A 20,806-nucleotide genomic window follows, 5' to 3' on the forward strand; every position below is an offset into this window, starting at 1 on the left:
ATACTATGTTTTCAATTTGTAAATTCGGACTTATGAATTTTCTCGCACATATTTACCTCTCGTTTGATGACCCAGAAATTACTTTGGGAAACTTTATAGCAGACAGTATTAGAGCTAATAAATACACGCATTTACCGGAACGGGTTCAACAAGGAATTATGTTGCACCGCGAAATTGATACGTTTACGGATACCCATGATATTCCTAAGATTAGTAGCAAGCGCTTACATAAGAACTATAGCCACTACAGCCGTGTAATCGTAGATATTTTTTACGACCACTACCTGGCCAAAAACTGGAGTACCTATTGCGATACGCCTTTGGATATCTATGTGGAGAATTTTTATGACCTGCTAGAAGATAATTATACCATTCTACCAGTGGGTGTGCAAAGGATGATGCCTTATATGATATCCGATAACTGGATTTATAATTATTCTAAAATGGAAGGTATAGGCAAGGTTCTAAATGGCATGAACCGAAGAACAAATAACAAATCTAAAATGAATTTTGCCATTTTAGATCTTGAAGAGCACTATGACAAATTTGAAGATGAGTTTACAGCTTTCTTTGAAGAGCTTATGGTGTTTTCAAAGCAAAAATTTATATCACTTTAATATCAAGGCACATAAGAACCTATTTTAAAACTATAAACCGACTGTGTATGAAAACAATACGTTTAATTCTCCTTAAGTCCCTAGTACTTCTCCTTTTTGTTAATTGTAAAACCTTACCTGCCGAACCTGCAAAAGCCACTGGCGTGGTTGCTGAAAAGGCGATGGTCGTTTCTGCACGCGAAGAAGCTTCTGCTATTGGAGCCGCTATTTTAAAACAAGGTGGTAATGCTTTTGATGCCATGGTAGCCACAGAGATGGCTTTGGTAGTTGCCTACCCTTTTGCCGGTAATGTTGGCGGAGGCGGATTTATGGTTTATCGCAAAGCAGATGGTTCTATTGGTGCATTGGATTATCGCGAAAAAGCGCCTTTATCCGCTACAAAAGATATGTATTTGGATTCTCTAGGTAATGTTATTCCTGACATGAGTACCAAAGGTGCTACTGCAGTGGGTGTACCGGGTACCGTTGCGGGAATCATTGAAGTACATAAAAAGTTTGGGTCGCTACCTTTAAAAGATATTCTTGCGCCAGTTATTGCTTTGGCAGAGAATGGTGTCATCGTTACAGAAAAACAAGCTGCTCGTTTTGAAAAAGTCCGTGAGGTTATTTTAGAAGTGAACGATAGTGTTACTACTTTCCCTGTGGACAGTAAAGCGGGTGATATAGTAAAATACCCAGCTTTGGCGACTACGTTAAGCCGTATTGCCGAGCAAGGCCGTGATGGCTTTTATAAAGGTGAAACTGCAAAAGTATTGGCTACTTTTATTCAAGAAAACGGAGGATTTGTTACCGAAGAAGATTTAGAGCAGTACCAAGCCCAATGGAGAGAACCTGTTGTTTTTGATTACAAAGACCTTCATATTATTTCTATGAGTCCGCCTAGCAGCGGTGGTATGACCATCAATCAGATTTTGAAAATGATGGAGCCTTATGACATTGCAAAATTTGGCCACAATTCAGAAAAGACTGTTCAATTATTTGTTGAAGCTGCGCGCCGTGCGTATGCAGACCGTAACTATTGGTTGGGTGATCCAGATTTTGTAGATATTCCCATGAAAGAACTTTTGAGCGATTTTTATATAAAGGAACGGATGGCTAATTTTTCTTTTGATAAAGCCACCAAGTCAGAGGATATTCATGAAGGAAGCATACAAATGTCCGAAAGTATGGAAACCACCCACTACTCTATTGTAGATGCAGAAGGCAATGCCATTTCTGTTACAACTACTTTAAATGGAGCATATGGTTCTAAACTGTACTGTGATGAATTGGGCTTTTTCTTGAATAATGAAATGGATGATTTTAGTTCAAAAGCTGGTGTTCCCAATATGTTTGGCCTTGTAGGTGCTAAAGCTAATAGTATAGCTCCCGGAAAACGGATGCTAAGTAGCATGACGCCTACTATTGTAGAAAAAGATGGCAAACTTTGGATGGTTGTTGGTACCCCAGGAGGTTCTACTATTATTACCGCTGTGGCACAAACCATTTTAAACGGATATGAGTTTAATATGAGTATGCAAGAGGCTGTAGACGCACCACGTTTTCACCACCAGTGGTTACCAGATGTTGTTATTTTTGAGGAAAACGGATTTTCTAAAGAACATAAGGACAACCTAAAAGCTAAAGGATATAACATAAATGAAGACCGCACGCCTATTATTGGTAAAGTAGATGCCATTCGTGTATTGCCTGACGGAACTTTGGAAGGTGGAGCGGATCACCGTGGTGATGATACTGCGGTAGGATTTTAATATATAAGATTGTTTGTTAGATGGTAAAGAAGATATTGAGAATTGTTGGTAAAAGTGTTTTAATCCTTGCCGCCATACTTCTAATTGGTTTTGGAATCCTTTATATGCTCTATGATGAGCCTTTGCCAACAGGGACTCCTGGTGCCGAAGCAGATGCTCTTGCAGAAAAAATGCTTGAAGCCATCAATAATAAAGCGTATACGGAAACTCACTATTTGGAATGGAGTTTTGCCAATGGCGCACATTCTTATAAATGGGATAGGGAAAATGGCGAGGTTGATGTGGAATGGGATGCCTACCGTATACTTCTCAACTTAAAGAATACTTCTAAAAGTAAGGTGTTTGAGAATGAAGCCGAAGTTATTGGTAATAACCGAGAAGAACTCATTACCAAGGCCGAAGGTTTTTTCAATAATGATTCCTTTTGGCTTGTTGCTCCTTTTAAGGTTTTTGATAACGGAACACAACGTAGTTCGGTAACTTTAGAAGACGGTTCTAAAGCTTTGATGATTAACTATTCTTCTGGCGGCAGTACGCCAGGAGATTCGTACTTATGGCATTTAGGACCTAACGGATTACCCGAAAGTTACCAAATGTGGGTAAGCATTATTCCCATAGGCGGACTCAAAGCGACTTGGGATAACTGGAAGATTATGGAAAGTGGTGCTTTTTTACCTACTTCTCATAAACTAGGACCCATGACTTTAGATATGGGTGAAGTTAGAGGGTATAATTAATTGTTTTGAAAGGGAGATAACTTGCACCAATCTAGTTGATTTGTGATATCTGGTCCAGACACCAATTTTATTCGTTAATGAACTCCACTAGCTTTAGTGCTACGGCTTCGGCTGGAATATTTTCATTTATTGAAATAGCCATAATTACTTTAGATTTTATATCGAATAAAAGCACTGCTTTGTAATTCTCAGTTCCTCCACTATGTCCTATCCAAACTGTTTCTGTATTGTTAATTTCATTAAAATCGTATAACATTATTCCTTCGCCATAGTATTGTCCATTGTCAAACATTGGGTATAAGTCCTTCATCATACTAGAAACCATTTCAGTAGAAATTATTTCCCCCGTCAGCAAAGCACTTAAAAAAACAGCCATGTCTTTTGAGTTTCCTATAATGTTCCCAGCTCCCATGGGTCCTGAAGAATCTTTAGGTATAACAGTATCTTTATCGTGAGCCAATGCTAAATTAGATGGCAGCTTTTTAGGAGCTACTTTTAGTGATTTCAAATTTAAAGGTTCTACTATTCTTTCTTGAACTATTAATTCAAACGTCTTGGACTCTACTTTCTCTAATATGAGAGCCAACAACATATAACCTGTATTGGTATAGGACCAGTATTCGCCCGGTTTAAACAAATTTTTATGCGCTTTTGAAACTTCTAAAAGCTCATTGGGGCTATACTGTTTTTTGCTGTAGTGCACTGTGGAGTCTGCATTAAAACTATAAATACCGTTAGTATGATTAAGCAATTGCTCAATCGTTATTTTTTTGGCATTTTGAATGTCAGGATACCACTTGGAGAGTTTGTCATCTAAAGAGAGTTTATCTTCTTCAATTAATTTATGGATTAGTGTACTTGTAATTAATTTACCTACGCTTGCCCAATAAAATATAGACGAATCATCAACTATTGTATTATCTGCTTTAGATATAAACCCTTTGTTTATTTCCCAATAACCTTTTTCGGGAATTAGTACAGTAGCTGTGATTCCTGCAATCTTATGTTTATCAAAAAGTTCATCAATTTTCTGATTTAACCTTGTCCCTAGAGTGTCTTCTAATCTCCGGTCTAAAATATAATCTGTTGATTTTGGTAGAATATCAATGCTTGGCTGTGCATGTTTTGATCCTCCTTTATACTTATTTTGAGCAAATAACTTTGTCTCAGCTACGCAAGAAAAAATCAGTAATACAATTAGACTTCTAAGTATTGAATTTCGTTTTTTCATTACGTACAGTTTATTTTAAATTACAGCGTACAACTAGCTGCCTTGCTTAAAGATTTTTCCACCAATTGGCATAGGTGCTAACGGAATCTGCAACTATAATTTCTTGACCTATTTGAGGTGCAATTACCTTTAGGTTCAACTCTAAGGCTTTTGCCTCAACACGTTTAATAGGGTCTTTCCAATCGTGGAGTGCCAATTTAAAACCTGCCCAATGTATAGGCATTATTTTCTTTGCATTTACGTCCAAACCTGCTTGTGCTGTTTCTTCGGGCATCATATGTATATCTGGCCACATCTTGTCATATTGTCCGCATTCCATCAGCGCCAAATCAAAAGGACCGTATTTCTCGCCTATTTCTTTAAAGTGCGGTGCATAACCACTGTCTCCACTAAAATAAATGTTTTCATCTATAGATTTTACAACCCAAGAACTCCAAAGTGTACTTTGGCTGTTGTCTAATTTTCTGCCAGAAAAATGTTGGGCCGGCGTACAAACCAGTGTTATGTTCTGCAATTGTTTTTCCTCCCACCAATCCATTTCTGTAATCTTATCTGCAGGAATTCCCCAAGCTTCTAAATGTACTCCTAACCCTAGCGGCACAAAATAATGCTTGGTCTTGTCCTTTAGTTTTAAAATGGTTTCGTAGTCTAAATGGTCATAATGATCATGAGAAAAAATGACCGCGTCAATACGAGGTAACTTTTCAATTTCCAATGGCATTTCTTTATTAAACCGGTCGTCTCCCAACCACGGGTGTGGTGCAGGAACCATACCGAACATAGGGTCTAACAAGATATTTAGCCCATCTATTTGCAGTAAAAATGAGGAATGGCCATACCATACCATTCGTGTTTTACTGTTATAATCGGCAACATTGGCAGAATCTAATTTTATGACTTTTAAATCTTCTTTGGGGCGACCGTTGGGTACTTTAATCGTAAAAAATTTGTAGGCAAGGTTTAAGCTTTCCGAAAAACTCAAATCTTTGGGCACGGCCTTTTTATTAATAAATATGCCCTCTTTAAATTGTTCCGATTGCTTATAAACCTGCTGACGCTCTTTAGTGACATCACCACCGAAACTTGGATAGAAATTATTGAACAAGACGTATGCTATTACCAAAACTCCAATTAATATAACAATAGCAAATAGTACTTTCTTAAGGATTTTTCTTAGCATTATTTTATTCAACTAGTCTCATTAGTATAACAAAGGTCTTGGCTTTGTAAGTCAGCAAATTCAACCTTTTGGTAAAAATAAGATTTACCAAGATATAACGGACCTCTCTAGGGTTAAATACAACGAAACAATGAAGAGGTGTACCAATGAATGTATTGACTTATTGAAACAAAACGTATCTAGGTGGCACAAGTCCGTTTAGACGCATGGAGACTAACATTTGTGCTCTGTGGTGAGTTATATGGTCAGATAGCAGCATAAAAATTTGTCGTTTACTTCTGTTCAGACCAAAGTAATCTAATTCGTCATCTAATTGAGCAGTATCAAATTGACCAATTAGTTGTATGGTTTCATCAAACGTGTGATTGATTAAAGCTATCATTTCTGCTTTGGACTTTGTGCCGACTTTAAAAACAATGTCCGTTTGCCAATCTCTAGATTCTCTGTCCCCTAATAAAGATTGACTATGCCAATCCATGGCGTAGCCAATATGTAACAGATTCTCCGCAAAACTTAAGGATTCTGGTGTGGCCTTAAAGCTATACTTGTCCTCAGGCATTGTTTCTGCCACAAGAACTATGTATTTACGGGAATTTTCTAACCGCTCCAAATAGTCTTCAACATAGCCGTCTTTTTGTGCAAAAAGAGGTGAGCTTACAAAACCGAAAAACATTAAGACGGTTAATAGTGTTAGGTTTTTCATGGAGATTGGGTTTTACTAAAAATAGTGATTGATTATTTTGTGAACCAGTTTATGGATGATTACTTGCCCATTTAACAATTCCCAGTCTTAAAACGCATTTTAATTAATTGGATAATTTCTCATTCCTATAAAAAAACCATTCATCATTCTATTGAAAAATTCATCATATTCATCAAAAATCATCTTAAATATTTCTAAATCTTCAATTGTCGTATTTTTAAAATCATTGGGGTTTTTAGGGTGAGTTATTTTATCTCTTTCAGTTTTTATCTTTTTTAAGCGTTCTAATTTAGAGTCAAAATATTCTTTTTGGATATCCTCCTTTTCCCAAGTTTTAGATATTTGTTTAAAGTTTTTTTTAAATTTGGTAATAAATCTATCTTTATCGGAATAACCAAGATAACAATCAAGTCTATTTAAATTAAATAGGTCAGATTCAATCAATGAAAACAGTTCTCTTAAACACGCTCGATACAATGTATTGAAAGATTTTTGGTTATCATGAGATTCAAATGTCAATTTAATTAGATTTAGATAATCATTTCGAATTATATTATGAGTTTTTTGATAATTATGGAGAATCTGTTGAGCCTCCTGAAACTCACTTAGACTATCATAATATTTGGTAGGATGCTTATCTTCCATTTTTCGAACATAATGAGTTACAAGGAATTTTTACCATCTTCTTTTGTTAATAATGCTTGAGATGTAGTTGACTCAACAAGCAAGATGATGCTTATAAATGTAGCATTTTTCCTTATTTATTTAAGTGATTGTTAGCCATAGTTTTTTAATCCGATGTATAGGCATTAACTAAGTATCCATTACCATCAAACGTATAAAGTCCTTTGTTTACTCTGTAAGTAGTCCGTTTATATTCATCTTTATTATTGAATTCTGTTGATAGACTATATCTTCCTTTGTTAATTCCTTTGAATTCGCCTAAAGAAATCTTTTCGTCGTAATGTGCCACAAGTAACATCTTATAATTAATCGTTCCGTCCGAATTAGCATGAAACTTAATGTATTCGTTTAGAACTCCATCTGGTGTTCGCGAAAATGCATCTGACTGAACATTAATCTCTTTTATGATATTTTCTTCATTAATCCAATATTGCTTTGCAGAGTTTTCATATTTAAAGTATGTTGATGGCATTTCATTTTTCCACATTTTGCTCCATTTGCTAAGTCCATCTGTTGTAATATACTTTGTTAATATTCCATTAATGAAATATAGTTCGTAACCAATATTTAATGCAATAATTGAGTTGTCTTTTAGGTTGTCAGTTTGATTGAAAATCTCTTCTAAAAATTCTTCTGTCAGGGATTTATTTTTAACTCCATCTGACAATGTGCTTTCTATTTTATAAGAATCAAATTCTTTTTTTAGATTGAAATTTGTGAGATAATTGGTTACATCCCTTTTACTTATAGAACTTACCGTGTCATCGGTAAGCACACAGATAATGTCATCAGTAAATACTTTAAAAATTACTAAAAAGACATTACTACTTTTAATATCTGTATCAAAATAAGTGTAAAATTGGTCTGAATTGTAGCCTAGATGATTACAAATATCATTGATGGTCTTTTTTTCAATGTTGATTTTGACATGTTGATACCCATTCTCTGTCGGTACAAAGGTTTTGAACCCAGATGCAAATGTCAAAGATGTCCAAAATAGCGTTAATATAAATAACTTAAATTTCATTTTCCTGTTTTAAATTAGGGTTAATTTAGGTAATGATATAATTTTTTATCAACACCAATTTACACCCTTAAACATAAAAAACCTTACAGATTTCTGTAAGGTTTTCGATTAAAGTCTCAACAATATTGTGCTATATAAAAAGTAGCAACTCTAATCATTCTTTTAAGTACAACACCAGTGCATCTATAAAAACATCAAACTTTTCTACATGTGGTAGGTGGCCTACATTTTCTATCTCTACCAGTTTTGAGTTTGGTATCGTTTTTTTAGTTTGTTTTCCCAACTCACTATACAATCCCATAGTTTTTCTAACCTCTTCTGAAACCAATGGTTTCCCTAAAGCGGTTCGGTCTCTAGTCCCTATTATTAATAGTGTTGGAGCGGTTACGTTTTTAAATTCATACACCACAGGTTGGGTAAAAATCATGTCATACGTTAATGCAGCATTCCAGGCTATGGTTTTGTACTCAGAATTTAATGTCCAACCGGCCAATAAATTTACCCATTGGTCGTATTCCGGTTTCCATTTATTGTCATAATAGTTAACGAGCTGATATTTTTTTATGCCTTCGTAGTTCTTTTTAAGCTCATTGGCATACCACCACTCTACTGGTTTGTAAGGCGCTTTTAGTTTCCAATCTTCTAAACCAATAGGGTTTTCTAAAATCAGTTTTTCTGTAGTTTCTGGGTACATTATAGCAAAACGCGTGGCTAGCATACCACCCATAGAATGCCCTAAAACGGCAGTTTTATTAATATTCAGCTTGTCTAATAGCGCTTTTGTGTTTTGGGCCAGTTGTTGAAAAGTGTAATGAAAATGCTCGGGCTTAGAAGATTTCCCAAATCCGATTTGGTCCGGAACAACAACACGAAAACCTTCTTTGGTTAAAGCATCTATCGTGGTTTGCCAATAGGCGCCATTAAAGTTTTTACCGTGTAACAAGACAATATTTTTGCCATTGTAATTGTCTGGAGTAACATCCATATACCGCATTTGTAAGTCTTGCTCTTGAATGTTTAATTCTAAAGTTTCAACCGAATATGGATATTCATAATTTGATAATTCAATATCTAACCATTGTAAATTATCGTCTTGTGCGATACTAAATTGCGTGGAGAGGATTACTATAAGCAACCCGAATAGATTCTTTTTCATTTTGTAAATTCTAATAGGAAATAATTCTTATTCTACTACTGTTTTTATGTTCTGAATATTAAGCAAAAGCCGAATTGGGGATACGAGTCCGGACTTAATTTCACAGCAAATTTAAGGCTGTATAAAACATTCGAATAACAGAATGTTTTAAGGTTTTCATAAAAGATTCTAGGTACAATATTTAGTACCGAGCAAACGTATTTACAAGTATTCTGGCTACCCTCCTATCATAATAAAAAACCCATCTATCAACAGTATGTATTGACAGATGGGTTTCACTTTATCCTAAATTCCCTTTCGGAATAAAATTGAATTTAGTTCAACTTTTTATATATCTCAATATTTTGAAAAATAGTATCGTTTCGCTCATAAGTATTTACCTGCTTATAAGTGTTATTACTGCGCTCTATGGGAATTACATACGTATTTACATCACTCTGCATAGACTTGGACATTGAAGTCAGGGTTTCTGTAATGGTATCATTTTTAAAAGTGTAGGTACCATAGCCATGCCATTCAGAAGCATCCGCAGCTGGGTCCGTATTCCAGATAACATGTCCGTCTAAATAGATTTTATGTTGCACTTTACTGGTATCAACACTTAGCGTATCTCCGTTTCCTAGGTTATAGAAATGGCTTAATTCCCAGACCCCATCTATGGCGCTTGAATTACTCCCTTTTTCTAGATTGCTGGTTACATTACAAGAAATACAAATACCTATTAGGACAAATGTGCTGGCAAAAATGAAGTATTTAAGAGTGGCTTTTGGGTTCATGACTTAGGAAGGTTTTATTAGGTTACGATTGTAACTCTTAGTTTAGTAACCAATTTACAACCTTTAATAGCCTATCCTACAAAAACACGTAAGATTTTTAATAAAAAGCTAAGCAACTTAAATATAAAAACAAAAAAGCGGCAAAAGCTTGACGCTCTTGCCGCATAGGGTACTACTTAAATCTATAGGTTTAATTGAAATTTATTCCAATCCTTTTTTATCTGGGTTCCAAAAAGGTTTTGTTTTAATCTGCTTAGTTGGCCACTGCAATTCTTTTTTAAAAAATTGGTTTAAAGCAACACATAGCCTACTATCGCCAGCAATATAGACCATCTTCTTACCTTTTAGTTCAGGAACTATTTTCTTTAGTTTAGCAATGATTTCAGTACTTGGGTTTTTAGGAAACTCAAAGAAGTCAAAAGGAATGCTTCCGTCTATATCTGGAAATAATTCGCTTTTTTGTTCGCTGTAAATTACACTGGCTACTTGCTTGTTTTCTCCTATGTTTCGGTTTATCATATACAAATGAGAAAGTGCAGAAAGGTCGCCTATCATAATGTAACTGTCCGCAGAATCATCTGCTAGAAAATTGCCTTTCTTCCATTTAAAATAAACCTGGTCACCTACTTGGCATTCCTTTGCCCATTGCGAGCCCATACCGTTACTATGTGTAGCGATTGCTAAATCTAGAAAACCTTCTTTGCTGTTAATATCCCACACGCTATAACTTCTGATTTTATCCTTTAAGGATACCTCTTCGTTACCAATGCCAATAGCCATTCGCAAGAAAGAACCAGGCAAAAAATTAGCATTGCGAATACTCTCACTTTGCAACCGGATTCTAAAAACCGACTGAGAAAGGGTTACCTTTTCTGTAATAGCAGCCTCATTTAAGACTACCTTTTTTAAGATGTTTTCTATAATACTCACTACTGCTATGCTAAATTTTGTGGATGGTTCTGATGGTAATTTTTTATAATCTCTAAGGTAGATTTATGAGGTCTTCCGGCTACTTTTTCAAAGTCTGAAGGTACAACGTTAGCACCGTTTCTGATGCCTTCATAAATACCGGCAATAACCGTTCCCATAAATTCACCCAACGCTTCTTGACGTTCTTTTTTATACTCCTCAACAGAAACCGATGTATAATTTAAGTCCGTCTTGTAAACTTCATTAATATATTCTGCCAGTTGCGTTTGTGTAATAGCTTCTCCCAATAGATTATAAGTATTATCATTAAGGCTATCATTATAAAGCAATTGTGCATAGGCAAAGCCAAGCTCTTCTCTACTGGTGTACCCACATTTACCGTCTGCAGCACAATTTCTAATTTCGCCTTCTTTTATATAGGTATCTATATACTCTAAATCTGGCTCAATATAAATTCCATTTCTACCATTGATCCAGTGTAAGCCAGAATTGCGCACATCTTCTTCTGTTTGGCGATTACTGTTCACTACGGGACTAAAAGCCGTACCCGTTTCACTACCAATAATACTTGTGTAGACTATCTTTTGAACGCCGTTTTGTTTAGCGGCTTCAATGACATTTCTATGTTGTTCAATTCTCTTTTGAGGCTCGTCCATTCCTGAGACAAGTAATACTTTATCTACTCCTTTTAGGGCGTTATTAAAGTCTTCACGATTGTTATAATCACCTTTTCTGATTTCTACGCCTAAGTGTTTTGCTTTTTCAGGGGTTCTAGCAATACCGATTACGTTGTCTTTCCCTATTAAATCAACCAGGTGCTTTACAATGGAAGCCCCCAATTTCCCACTTGCTGATGTGACCGCTATTTTCATTTGTTTTCTTTTTACTTGATAATCGAGATTAAGTGTTCCGAGGCTTGCCTCGAATCAAAGTATATTTCTTTTAATCCCTCGTGGGATTGCCCCGAGGTAGTTTACTACTCTTAATTTTAAGCTAGGCCTGCTTTCTTTTTACGAATGGCCATAATCTTTTTTCTTACTGATGGAATTCTAATAATGAAACCTAAGCCTACTATGACCGCATAAATAATCCACGTTTTCTCTAAAATAGCTACGTGTACTAAACTAAGAAAAATAGCCGCGTAAGCTAAACTTTGTAGCTTTTTCCAGTTCATTTTTAACAGCTTCATAGATTTTCTATTAGAGGTAAAAAAGAGGGGAATCAATATAAGAACTGCTATAAATCCTGCTACATAATTCACTTGCGTAAAAGTTTCCAAAAAACCTTCTGCCCAAATAAAAATTATAAAATGTATAAAACTCCAAACCGCTGTGGCGATACCCATGGCTTGTCTCACAAAAAGATTAGTAACGCCAAAGAGGATAAAAAACGGAGTACACGTAAGTACCGCGGTCATCCACCGTATGGCAAATTCTCCGGAAACGTGATACAGCATTTCTAGGGTGGTTTTGCCCTCTCCTCCTGCGCCTTCTACCAAGGCTATGGAAAACCCGTTAGATAGATTTACTTCTAACATATTGATCAAAACTAATAATGGCAAACTAGCCAAGATAGCGACCAACATCCAACCATAATTCTTTTTTAAAAAGTCCATATTATTAAGACGATTTTAATTCTCGTAATTCTTCTTCTAAAGCTTCGGCTTTTGCTTTAAACTTTTCCATAGCCTTTTTAAGCTGACCAATTTTCTTGAAAGCTTCCTCATCCTGAACAGCAGCATAAGTTGTTTTACCTTCTCTTTCTTTTATTTTGGATTTGCTACCACATGTTGGGCAACTAGCTACATCGCTCATATTTTAACTTATTTAGTATGTATTAAAACTACTTTACCTCCAGATTTAGGCTGCAAGTGATACTTCTTATTTTGACTTATCTTTTTTAGAAATTCTTGTGTATCCGCCATCTCGGCATTATCAACATAAATAAGAGTTCCCTTTTTGAAATTAGATTCTAACATTTTAAAAAGTGGCAGGTACAAATCTTTCCAACCATCCAATACCAATAAATCTATAGGGTCTGCATGGTTTTTTAGAGTCTCCATTGCATCTCCAATCCTTACTTCCACTACATCACTTACTCCTGCTTTTTCAAAATTTTCTTTTGCCTTAAGTGCTTTTGATTCAATAAGCTCTGTAGTAATGACAGTACCTCCTGTTTCATTTACCCCTTGTGCTAAGAAAAGTGTAGAGATGCCAAAAGAGGTACCAAACTCAACAACATTTTTAAGGTTGTTTTCCTTTATTAGCTGTACCAAATCAAGCCCTTGTTCCCTAGAAATTGAAAGATATACATCTTTAAAATCTATAGGCTGTATTGGCCTCATGATACTTTTTGCCAAGCCTTTAATTATTTTGAAACGATCATCTTTTGCGTCGTTAAATAATTGATCTATGGTTAATTCTATACTATTGGGCTGTCTAACTAACATAACATTTTTATTACACTACAAAGTTGTAGTAATTGCGACGGTAAAACAGTATCAAAATGAGGTTTAAAATGGTAAAAGTGAAACCATTTTGTTTTAACCAACACCTGTTTTAACTATTCAAAATAATGCTCAAGACCACGGTTATCATTTAACCCTATGGTTATTCAGCTATTTTTAGGTGGTCTATAATGCCACTTTTGAATACTGTTTTCAACGTTCTTTCGGGCTTGTTTTCATAACCGATTATAATAGAACTGTGTACAATCATTTTTTCAAAATCGAAAACAATGGTTAGGTAGTCCTTAATTCCTGTTTCATGCCAATTAACTAAATAAAGCTCATTACCAATTTTTCGCGAACGGTAAGGAATATCTTGGTTACCATTCCCTTTTGCAGGTCCAGCTATCCATTCATACTTAGCCATGCCATTGTAAAATTCAAAGTGAATAGCCGTACCATTTTGATACTGAAAATTTAGCGAGTAGCCATCCAGCAAGTGTTCTGGTTCTTCAAATTGATACAGGTTTTCTTCTGTAGTTTTATTTTGAGCAAAACCATTTCCGATTGTGAAAAGTGTGATTATAATTAATGTACCTAGTTTCATTTTTGTAAATTTTGATTCATTACAAAAGTATAGCTACACAGAATGGCTAGGTAGGTTAATCTTAGAGGATAAATGGTAAATATGAGCAAGAAAGACTATAAAGCAGCCTTAAACTGTTTGGGTGTAGTGCCCATGTGTTTTTTAAAAAACTTAGTGAAGTTTGTAACTTCATCAAAACCTACTGCGTAACCCACTTCTTTTAAACTATAACCGGTACTTACGATTGCTCTTTTTATTTCTAGAATTACAAAATTATCTATGAAATGTTTGGCCGTATTTAAAGTGAATTCTTTGACAATCTTATTCAAGTGTTTTGTAGAGATGGATAGTAAATCTGCATAGTCCTTTACATTCCGTGTTTTTGTGTAGTTTTTCTCTACTAAATCTTTAAAATGAAAAAAGAGAGTTTGGTTTGCCGTACTAGAATTGTCTAGGGGTGTGTTATGCGTATGACGCTCTAAGCGTAACAAATAAATCTCTAGTATTTTTGCAATTATTTCCTTTTGAGCATACGTATTTTTACTTGCAAATTCTTTGATTAATTGTTCCAAAAAAAAGTCGTTTAAGGCACTGTTTTCAACCAAAGGTTCGGAAATGTGATAGTTATACAAATGCGAAATATAATTGATGGACGACTGAGAGAAATACCTCAAAACGAAATCTTCCGTAAACACTACCAAATAACCACTATACTGAAAATTAGGCTGGAAAGCGTGCACCTGACCTTTCGCTATTTTTAGTACAGAACCCTTTTTTATAGCATAATCCTTTAAATCCACCTGATGTATCCCCTCTCCTTCCGTAATAATCATTAAAGCAAAAAAGGTAATTCTGTGCGGTTGTTTTGGGTCGTGATTAGGGTCTTTAGCTACCCTTGAGAATAGTTCGGCCAAATCAAAAAACTCAACATCAGTAACTCCCTCATTACTCTTAAAAGCAACGTTGGGAATATTTTTTAATGCTATGTTTTGTTCTTTCACTTGTTAAAAATAGTATTCTACATGGTTAACCGAGTGGATAAGCTGTTAATTATACACAAAACTAGCCACAGGTTCTTTCTCGTTTACCATATCTAATATAAACTCATCTATTTGTTTTTTAGTAACATTTGGCATGCAAATAATATGAGTGGTCTCATCTGTAGCTAATTGCCATTTCTCTTTAATTGGCTTCGGTACTTTAGGAAACACAACGGTAATAGCACCTTTATTAGTCCATGCATGTATTCCTATTTTGGCTAATTCCTGCTTACAATATTCAGCGGTTTCTAAACTATGTCTATAACGAGCTTCAAGACCTTCAACCCCCATTTTCTTAATAGCATACCATAAAAATAACGGACTATGTCCGTTTCTAGAACCCGTAATAGTCGTGTCTAGAGAACCAATATAAGAAATACCTCTGGCAATTCTATCCCTCAAGGAGCGCCTTACAACAATAACACCTGAAGGAAAAGGTGAGCCAATAAATTTATGGCCGCTAATAGAAATACTATCCGCACCATCCTGAAAATCAAATGGAATACGAGGTTCTATAAAAGCGCCATAAGAACCCGCCAGTGCCGCATCGCAATGTATATAGTGACTTTGGATAGCCAGTTTTTTCAAAATTCCCTTCACTCTAGAAACATCATCCTTAGCCTCCGTCATTGTTGTTCCAAACGTAGTAAGGATAATGGCAGGTTTATCACGGTTAAGTTGCAACGTATTCTCAAGGTCTTCATAATCTAATTCCCCGTTTTCCTGAGCTCTAATGGTAATACTTGGTAGGTTCAGTAAATGAATGTTTTTGCGCACGCTGTAATGGGTAGATTCAGAAAAATACACCATTGCTTTTGGGTATAATTCTCTAGCTAAATATAGACCATACAAGTTACTCTCAGAACCGCCATTGGTTACATAACCCCAATAATCTTTTGGGTCGGCCCTAAATAGTTCCGCAAAGAAATCAACCACTTCTCTTTCCATGTCATGCGTTTGAACCTTATAGGTATTGTCCTCGTATGGATCACCAACATTATTAATAGGATGTTTTAAAAACTCATATAATCTGGAATAATCAAAATCTTTGGCGACAGGGTATCCTATAACTCTATCTTTTTCTTGAATTAGTTTTGCTAATAGGTCATCTATTTGTTGCTCATTATCCATATTTATCGTCATTTTACCATTCAATTTAATTCTGTAAAATTACAATTGATAATAGTTTATTACTTCTATTTTTATTAAATTAGAATATTAAACTATAATACTAATTTTAGCAGTTATAAATTACTGAACAAGGTTATAGAAGGATATGAAATAGATAAATAATCTAGTATGGATGATATAGATCGTAAAATACTGATGCAACTTCAGGAAAATGCAAAGCAAAATACCAAAGAAATTGCTGGCAAAGTAGGCCTAAGTGTGACCCCAACTTATGAAAGAATTAGAAAATTGGAGCAGCAAGAGATTATAAAATCTTATGTAGCCTTGCTCGATAGAACCAAAATAGGAAAGAAACTAATTGCCTATTGTCAAGTCACTCTAACCAAGCAACAAAAGAAGTTGGCAGATAGTTTTAAACGTGAGATGCTTTTATTACCCGATATCATGGAATGCCACCAGGTTTCGGGAAATTTTGACTACCTACTAAAAATAGCCGTAGATGATATAGCCGGATTTCATGAATTTATCAACGATAAATTGTCCATCATAAATGGCATTGCTACGATACACACCTCCTTTGTTTTGAACTCTGTGAAGGATAGTACCGCTTATAGTTTGTGATTTTAAAACTGCTCTTTCTAATCCTAACTTATAAAACAAAAAAACGCCCGCCTCTATAGCTATTTATAGAAACGGGCGTTATTAATTTTGTCTTGCTTTTATAAAGATGTAGCAGCCACCTTTTGTAACTCTTTAGGAGCTGTCTCCCTATAAACCTCTTTAATTATCTCGTACAAATCTGGAATTACCGTTCCGGCAATTGGAGAGTTGTTATTCAATAGAACACAGATACCTAAATCTGCTTCAGGATATACGGCAATTTCATTTCTGTAGTTATTAACGCTTCCGCCGTGATGCCAGATAGTTTTTTCAAAATTAGTATCACCTTCAATGAACTTATGAATTCTCCATCCAAAACCGTAATATGATCTTGTGTGGCCAGGCCATCTTTGGTAATATTTACGGTGACCGGCAATCTCAATAAACGGGTTGAAAGCCTCGCCAATAGCATCACTTTTCATGATTTCAGGATTGTGACCTAACAAAAAACGCATCCATCTGCCCATATCGTGAGCATTAGAACTAATTCCGCCTGCTGCAACAGCATTGTAATAATTATCCCTTAAGTGAGCCGCTCTCCAACCATTTCTTATTCGTACATGAGGCATGGCAATATTAAGCTCATGGGTTAGCGTCTCGTAATTGGTAGTGGTAGTACACATTTCTAACGGCTTAAAGAACCGGTTGTCCAAAAGTGTATTTATTTTTTGGCCCGTTGCTTTTTTCATCATTTCCCCGCAAAGCGCAAACATAGCATTTTGGTAACTATACATAACTCCCGGCTTGCTAATGGGCATCACTTCTTTAAATCGTTTGGCTATATCCTTTAAGGGTATGTCAGCTTCAACAAGATTGGTAAAACTGTGGTAAGGTGTGCCTGAAGTGTGGGATAAAACATTCGCCAATGTTACATTATTGGTGTTAGACCCATCTCCCAATTGGAACTCAGGAAGGTAATCACTTACTTTATCCGTCCAGTCTAACTTTCCTTCACTTTTAATATTTGCGGCTAACATACCTGCAAAACCTTTTGATAAAGAACCCAACCTAAAAACGGTTTCACCATTTACCGAGTTGCTCTCAAGACTATTTTTTCTACCAAACCCTTCAGAAATCATTATAGAGTCCCCTCGTACAATGCTCACCCCTGCTCCAACAACATCTCCTTTGGCAATAGCTTTTCTAAAATAGGCATTTAATGCAGTGTGTAATTTCTTCTGCCTAGTTGCGTAAAGAACAACATCTTTCTTACTATTTGGTGCTTTTTCCACAGTGGTAACTGCAGTTTCTGATTTGTGAAGTTTATCTGTTGATTCTGAATGGAATATGCGTGAAGCAAGCGCTGATATTGTAAAAACGACGAGCGCAGATCCAATTAAAATTTTATATCTCTGCATTAATGAACGATTCTTTGGTTGTTTGATAAAGACGAAAATAGGGTGAATTGCTTAAATAACGGATGAAATGCTCTTTTTCTTATGTTTTTTGACCACTTTTTATGGACTTCTTAACATTTTGTGCGATAAAAGCACTTATTTGACAGAATCAGTTAACAAAACTCTCAAAAATGAATAGTGATGTTCTTACTTTTACAATCCTATCAAAGCTGGTCTTGAACCTTATACATGAGTTTAAAAAAAGAAAGCCTTTCTGTTCGCGAAGCACAAAAATTGGTTTTGCTATCACAGCGTTTACCTACTCAAAAAGTGGTTGGCTCTGCCCAAGAAGCAACGCTTTCTGCTATTGAACATTTAGGTTATGTTCAGATAGATACTATTTCTGTTATTGAAAGGGCACACCATCATACGTTGTACAATCGGAATTCCAGATACAAATCGGCTCATATACAGGAACTCATAGCAGATAAGAAAGTTTTTGAATATTGGGCACACGCGGCTTCGTACCTTCCTATGACCGATTACCGTTTTACTTTGCCTCGCAAACAAGCTATTGCTTCTGGAAAACAAAAACACTGGTACAAGCGAGATACAAAACTTATGAAGTCTGTAGCTGAACGTATAAAAGCCGAAGGCCCTTTGATGGCCAAGGATTTTGACAAAAAAGGGAAGAAGCATGGCGAATGGAAAACAGCTCCTACAAAACAAGCTTTAGAAAATTTGTTTATGGAGGGTGAATTGATGATTTCAAAACGTGTCAACTTTCATAAAGTATACGACCTTACCGAAAGAGTTTTGCCGAGTTCATTGAACACCACTACCCCAACGAATGATGAATACGGCAGGTTTTTGGTGAAGAAATATTTACAGGCCAACGGACTGGGGAAATTAACGGAGATGACTTATCTCATCAAGAAAACAAAACCATTGGTTACTCAAGCTTTAAAAAATATGCTTGCAGATGGAGAAATAGAGCAAATACGTGTGGCGGACAATGAGTATTATATTTTACCAGAGTCTCTAGAACTATTAAGTAAGCCGTTAGCACGGAAGAAACTTAATATCTTATCGCCTTTTGATAATTTGCTAATTCAAAGAAAACGAACGTCAGACATTTTTGAGTTTGATTATCTTTTGGAATGCTACGTGCCGCAACAAAAACGGAAATTTGGGTATTTTACTTTACCAATTTTATGGGATGGGAAACTGGTTGCCCGAATGGACAGCAAAGCTGATAGAAAAGAAAAGGTCTTGAATATTAATCAGTTAACATTAGAACCTGGTTTAAGAAAGACCGAAGCTTTTGCGGATGCCCTGACCAAAGAATTACAGCCCTTTATGAAGTTCAATGAGTGTAATAGTGTTGTATTACATGGCATAGAACCCCCAAGTTTAAAATTTGAATTTCTGCGTAAATTTCAATCATTAGATTTCCAATAAACTGTATTACCGAAAAAGCTATTCTTTTTTTTTGTAATTTAAAGCATAACCGCCTATAAATAAGGAAGTGTGCGCGGTATTACACTAAAGAATTTGTAACTAAATTATAGGGTGATAGATTTTAAAAACTTAAAATTCATCAATAAAAGTAGGCCTGGGTCAGGTTTTGAGTTAATCCGATTGGAAGAACTCATGTCACGCCGTTTAAAACAGGACATCACCTTACTGCATAGAGTAGAATTTTATCAAATTATTGTTATTACGGAAGGCTATGGAAAGCATACCGTAGATTTTACCGATTACGAGTATAGTAAACAAACCCTTATTACCATTAGAAAAAATCAACTACAAAGATTTTTCAAAGGTTCGAATAGCAAAGGTTACTTATTGCTTTTTACGGAAAATTTCGTGGCCAGTTTATTAAGCCAAAAAGAGGTTGCACGTTGTCATGAGCTTTTTAATAAGTTTTTAACTTCTCCAAAAATTACACTGGATGATGAGGATTACAAGAGTGTAATTTCATTAATCAATCATATTGAAATAGAATACATAAGAAATTATGATGAATTCTCTTGTGGTATTATTAGAAATGAACTGCATATTTTGGTATACAGATTATTGCGGATAAAACTTAAACAGGGCGCGTCATTTTCTGAACACAAATATTTTGAAGAGTTTCTAAACTTTCAACGTCTTATTGAACACCATTGCTTTAAAACCAAAAAGACTTTGGATTATGCTAAATTAATGGGATGTACCTCCAAAACACTAAACAACATCTGTAAAGCGATTGTGCACAAGTCTTCAAAATCCGTAATAGATGAAGTTGTAATAACCCAAATTAAATGTCTTTTAATCAATACATCTATGTCTATTACAGAAATAGCTTATACATCTGGTTTTGATGAACCTACTAATATGTACAAGTATTTTAAAAAGCACGCTAATTTCACTCCTGAAACTTTTAGACGAAGTCACTTATAACCTTATTACTCATTTAAACTTAGGGCGGTAAGTCTTCTTCATTTTTAGCTTCAAAACCACCATCTTCTTTTTATGACCTCGAAACACCAGTCTTCTATCAGTTAAAAGCGTTTCCTAATCATTTTTATAAGCCGTTCCTATTACAGAACCGGCAGAATTAATACCGTATACGGCTTACGTTTTAGAACATACGAATGCTTATTTTGTGTAAAGTATACCTATACAGTAAAACCTAATATTAAGGTTTCTAAATTAGTTATACGGCTTCTCCAATTAAATTTGCCATACAAATGCTATGCGTCAATAGACAGTACGCATGGACCATTTAAAAAAGACTATAAATTTAATCTTTCATTACTTGTATGTAAT

The 20,806-nt window shown here is 35.3% G+C and carries 22 protein-coding genes; 6 read left to right on the top strand and 16 right to left on the bottom strand.

Features of this window, described 5'->3' with window-relative positions; all coding sequences use genetic code 11:
- The first annotated feature begins 32 nt into the window (after positions 1-32).
- Genes HW347_RS04900 through HW347_RS04910 form a run of 3 tightly spaced genes read left to right on the top strand, consistent with a single transcriptional unit; the run spans position 33 to position 3,105 of the window.
- A complete protein-coding gene (locus tag HW347_RS04900; RefSeq protein ID WP_214610821.1) occupies positions 33-617 on the top strand; it encodes an acyl carrier protein phosphodiesterase in 585 nt (194 codons plus the stop codon).
- Positions 618-664: 47 nt separating this feature from the next.
- Complete coding sequence (ggt, locus tag HW347_RS04905) at positions 665-2,368, top strand: gamma-glutamyltransferase (protein ID WP_214610822.1); 1,704 nt, start codon at positions 665-667, stop codon at positions 2,366-2,368.
- Between the two features lie 20 nt (positions 2,369-2,388).
- Positions 2,389-3,105, top strand: a complete 717-nt coding sequence (locus tag HW347_RS04910; RefSeq protein ID WP_214610823.1) for a hypothetical protein — start codon at positions 2,389-2,391, stop codon at positions 3,103-3,105.
- A gap of 67 nt (positions 3,106-3,172) precedes the next feature.
- On the opposite strand, the gene HW347_RS04915 is transcribed toward HW347_RS04910, so the two are convergent.
- From HW347_RS04915 to HW347_RS04985, 15 genes are all read right to left on the bottom strand, one after another.
- Positions 3,173-4,336, bottom strand: coding sequence for a serine hydrolase domain-containing protein (locus HW347_RS04915; RefSeq protein ID WP_214610824.1), 1,164 nt, complete (start codon positions 4,334-4,336; stop codon positions 3,173-3,175).
- Between the two features lie 46 nt (positions 4,337-4,382).
- The gene (locus HW347_RS04920; protein WP_214610825.1) at positions 4,383-5,516 is read right to left on the bottom strand and encodes an MBL fold metallo-hydrolase; all 1,134 of its coding nucleotides are present in this window, start codon (positions 5,514-5,516) and stop codon (positions 4,383-4,385) included.
- A gap of 160 nt (positions 5,517-5,676) precedes the next feature.
- Positions 5,677-6,219 carry a DinB family protein gene (locus HW347_RS04925; RefSeq protein WP_214610826.1) on the bottom strand — a complete coding sequence of 181 codons (543 nt, stop codon included), beginning with the start codon at positions 6,217-6,219 and terminating at the stop codon, positions 5,677-5,679.
- A gap of 99 nt (positions 6,220-6,318) precedes the next feature.
- The gene (locus HW347_RS04930; protein ID WP_214610827.1) at positions 6,319-6,864 is read right to left on the bottom strand and encodes a hypothetical protein; all 546 of its coding nucleotides are present in this window, start codon (positions 6,862-6,864) and stop codon (positions 6,319-6,321) included.
- A 145-nt stretch (positions 6,865-7,009) separates the two neighbouring features.
- The gene (locus HW347_RS04935; protein WP_214610828.1) at positions 7,010-7,930 is read right to left on the bottom strand and encodes a hypothetical protein; all 921 of its coding nucleotides are present in this window, start codon (positions 7,928-7,930) and stop codon (positions 7,010-7,012) included.
- Between the two features lie 154 nt (positions 7,931-8,084).
- Positions 8,085-9,086 carry an alpha/beta fold hydrolase gene (locus HW347_RS04940; RefSeq protein WP_214610829.1) on the bottom strand — a complete coding sequence of 334 codons (1,002 nt, stop codon included), beginning with the start codon at positions 9,084-9,086 and terminating at the stop codon, positions 8,085-8,087.
- A 314-nt stretch (positions 9,087-9,400) separates the two neighbouring features.
- Complete coding sequence (locus HW347_RS04945; RefSeq protein ID WP_214610830.1) at positions 9,401-9,862, bottom strand: hypothetical protein; 462 nt, start codon at positions 9,860-9,862, stop codon at positions 9,401-9,403.
- A gap of 201 nt (positions 9,863-10,063) precedes the next feature.
- A complete protein-coding gene (locus HW347_RS04950; RefSeq protein ID WP_214610831.1) occupies positions 10,064-10,792 on the bottom strand; it encodes an FAD-binding oxidoreductase in 729 nt (242 codons plus the stop codon).
- A 5-nt stretch (positions 10,793-10,797) separates the two neighbouring features.
- Positions 10,798-11,664, bottom strand: coding sequence for an SDR family oxidoreductase (locus HW347_RS04955; protein ID WP_214610832.1), 867 nt, complete (start codon positions 11,662-11,664; stop codon positions 10,798-10,800).
- A 116-nt stretch (positions 11,665-11,780) separates the two neighbouring features.
- Positions 11,781-12,407 (bottom strand): ferric reductase, encoded by a 627-nt coding sequence (locus HW347_RS04960; RefSeq protein WP_214610833.1) that lies wholly within the window; start codon positions 12,405-12,407, stop codon positions 11,781-11,783.
- Between the two features lie 4 nt (positions 12,408-12,411).
- Positions 12,412-12,606 (bottom strand): hypothetical protein, encoded by a 195-nt coding sequence (locus tag HW347_RS04965; RefSeq protein WP_214610834.1) that lies wholly within the window; start codon positions 12,604-12,606, stop codon positions 12,412-12,414.
- An 8-nt stretch (positions 12,607-12,614) separates the two neighbouring features.
- Positions 12,615-13,241, bottom strand: a complete 627-nt coding sequence (locus HW347_RS04970; protein ID WP_214610835.1) for an O-methyltransferase — start codon at positions 13,239-13,241, stop codon at positions 12,615-12,617.
- A gap of 160 nt (positions 13,242-13,401) precedes the next feature.
- Positions 13,402-13,845, bottom strand: a complete 444-nt coding sequence (locus HW347_RS04975; RefSeq protein WP_214610836.1) for a MoaF-related domain-containing protein — start codon at positions 13,843-13,845, stop codon at positions 13,402-13,404.
- A 95-nt stretch (positions 13,846-13,940) separates the two neighbouring features.
- On the bottom strand, positions 13,941-14,825 hold the full coding sequence (locus tag HW347_RS04980) for a helix-turn-helix domain-containing protein (RefSeq protein WP_317195303.1): 885 nt from the start codon (positions 14,823-14,825) through the stop codon (positions 13,941-13,943).
- Positions 14,826-14,870: 45 nt separating this feature from the next.
- A complete protein-coding gene (locus tag HW347_RS04985; protein WP_225901825.1) occupies positions 14,871-16,007 on the bottom strand; it encodes a histidine decarboxylase in 1,137 nt (378 codons plus the stop codon).
- A 156-nt stretch (positions 16,008-16,163) separates the two neighbouring features.
- On the opposite strand from HW347_RS04985, the gene HW347_RS04990 reads away from it, so the two are divergent.
- The gene (locus HW347_RS04990) at positions 16,164-16,616 is read left to right on the top strand and encodes an Lrp/AsnC family transcriptional regulator (RefSeq protein ID WP_214610837.1); all 453 of its coding nucleotides are present in this window, start codon (positions 16,164-16,166) and stop codon (positions 16,614-16,616) included.
- Positions 16,617-16,714: 98 nt separating this feature from the next.
- Here HW347_RS04990 and HW347_RS04995 read toward each other — a convergent pair whose 3' ends face one another.
- Entirely contained in the window at positions 16,715-18,013 is a 1,299-nt protein-coding gene (locus HW347_RS04995) for a serine hydrolase domain-containing protein (RefSeq protein ID WP_214610838.1), read from the bottom strand.
- Between the two features lie 228 nt (positions 18,014-18,241).
- Here HW347_RS04995 and HW347_RS05000 point away from each other — a divergent pair, with 228 nt between their 5' ends.
- Together HW347_RS05000 and HW347_RS05005 are read left to right on the top strand one after the other, a co-directional pair.
- Entirely contained in the window at positions 18,242-19,453 is a 1,212-nt protein-coding gene (locus tag HW347_RS05000) for a winged helix-turn-helix domain-containing protein (protein WP_214610839.1), read from the top strand.
- A 111-nt stretch (positions 19,454-19,564) separates the two neighbouring features.
- Positions 19,565-20,437 (top strand): helix-turn-helix domain-containing protein, encoded by an 873-nt coding sequence (locus tag HW347_RS05005; protein WP_214610840.1) that lies wholly within the window; start codon positions 19,565-19,567, stop codon positions 20,435-20,437.
- The last annotated feature ends 369 nt before the right edge of the window (positions 20,438-20,806 follow it).

Source organism: Zobellia barbeyronii, assembly GCF_018603515.1.
Taxonomy (GTDB): domain Bacteria; phylum Bacteroidota; class Bacteroidia; order Flavobacteriales; family Flavobacteriaceae; genus Zobellia; species Zobellia barbeyronii.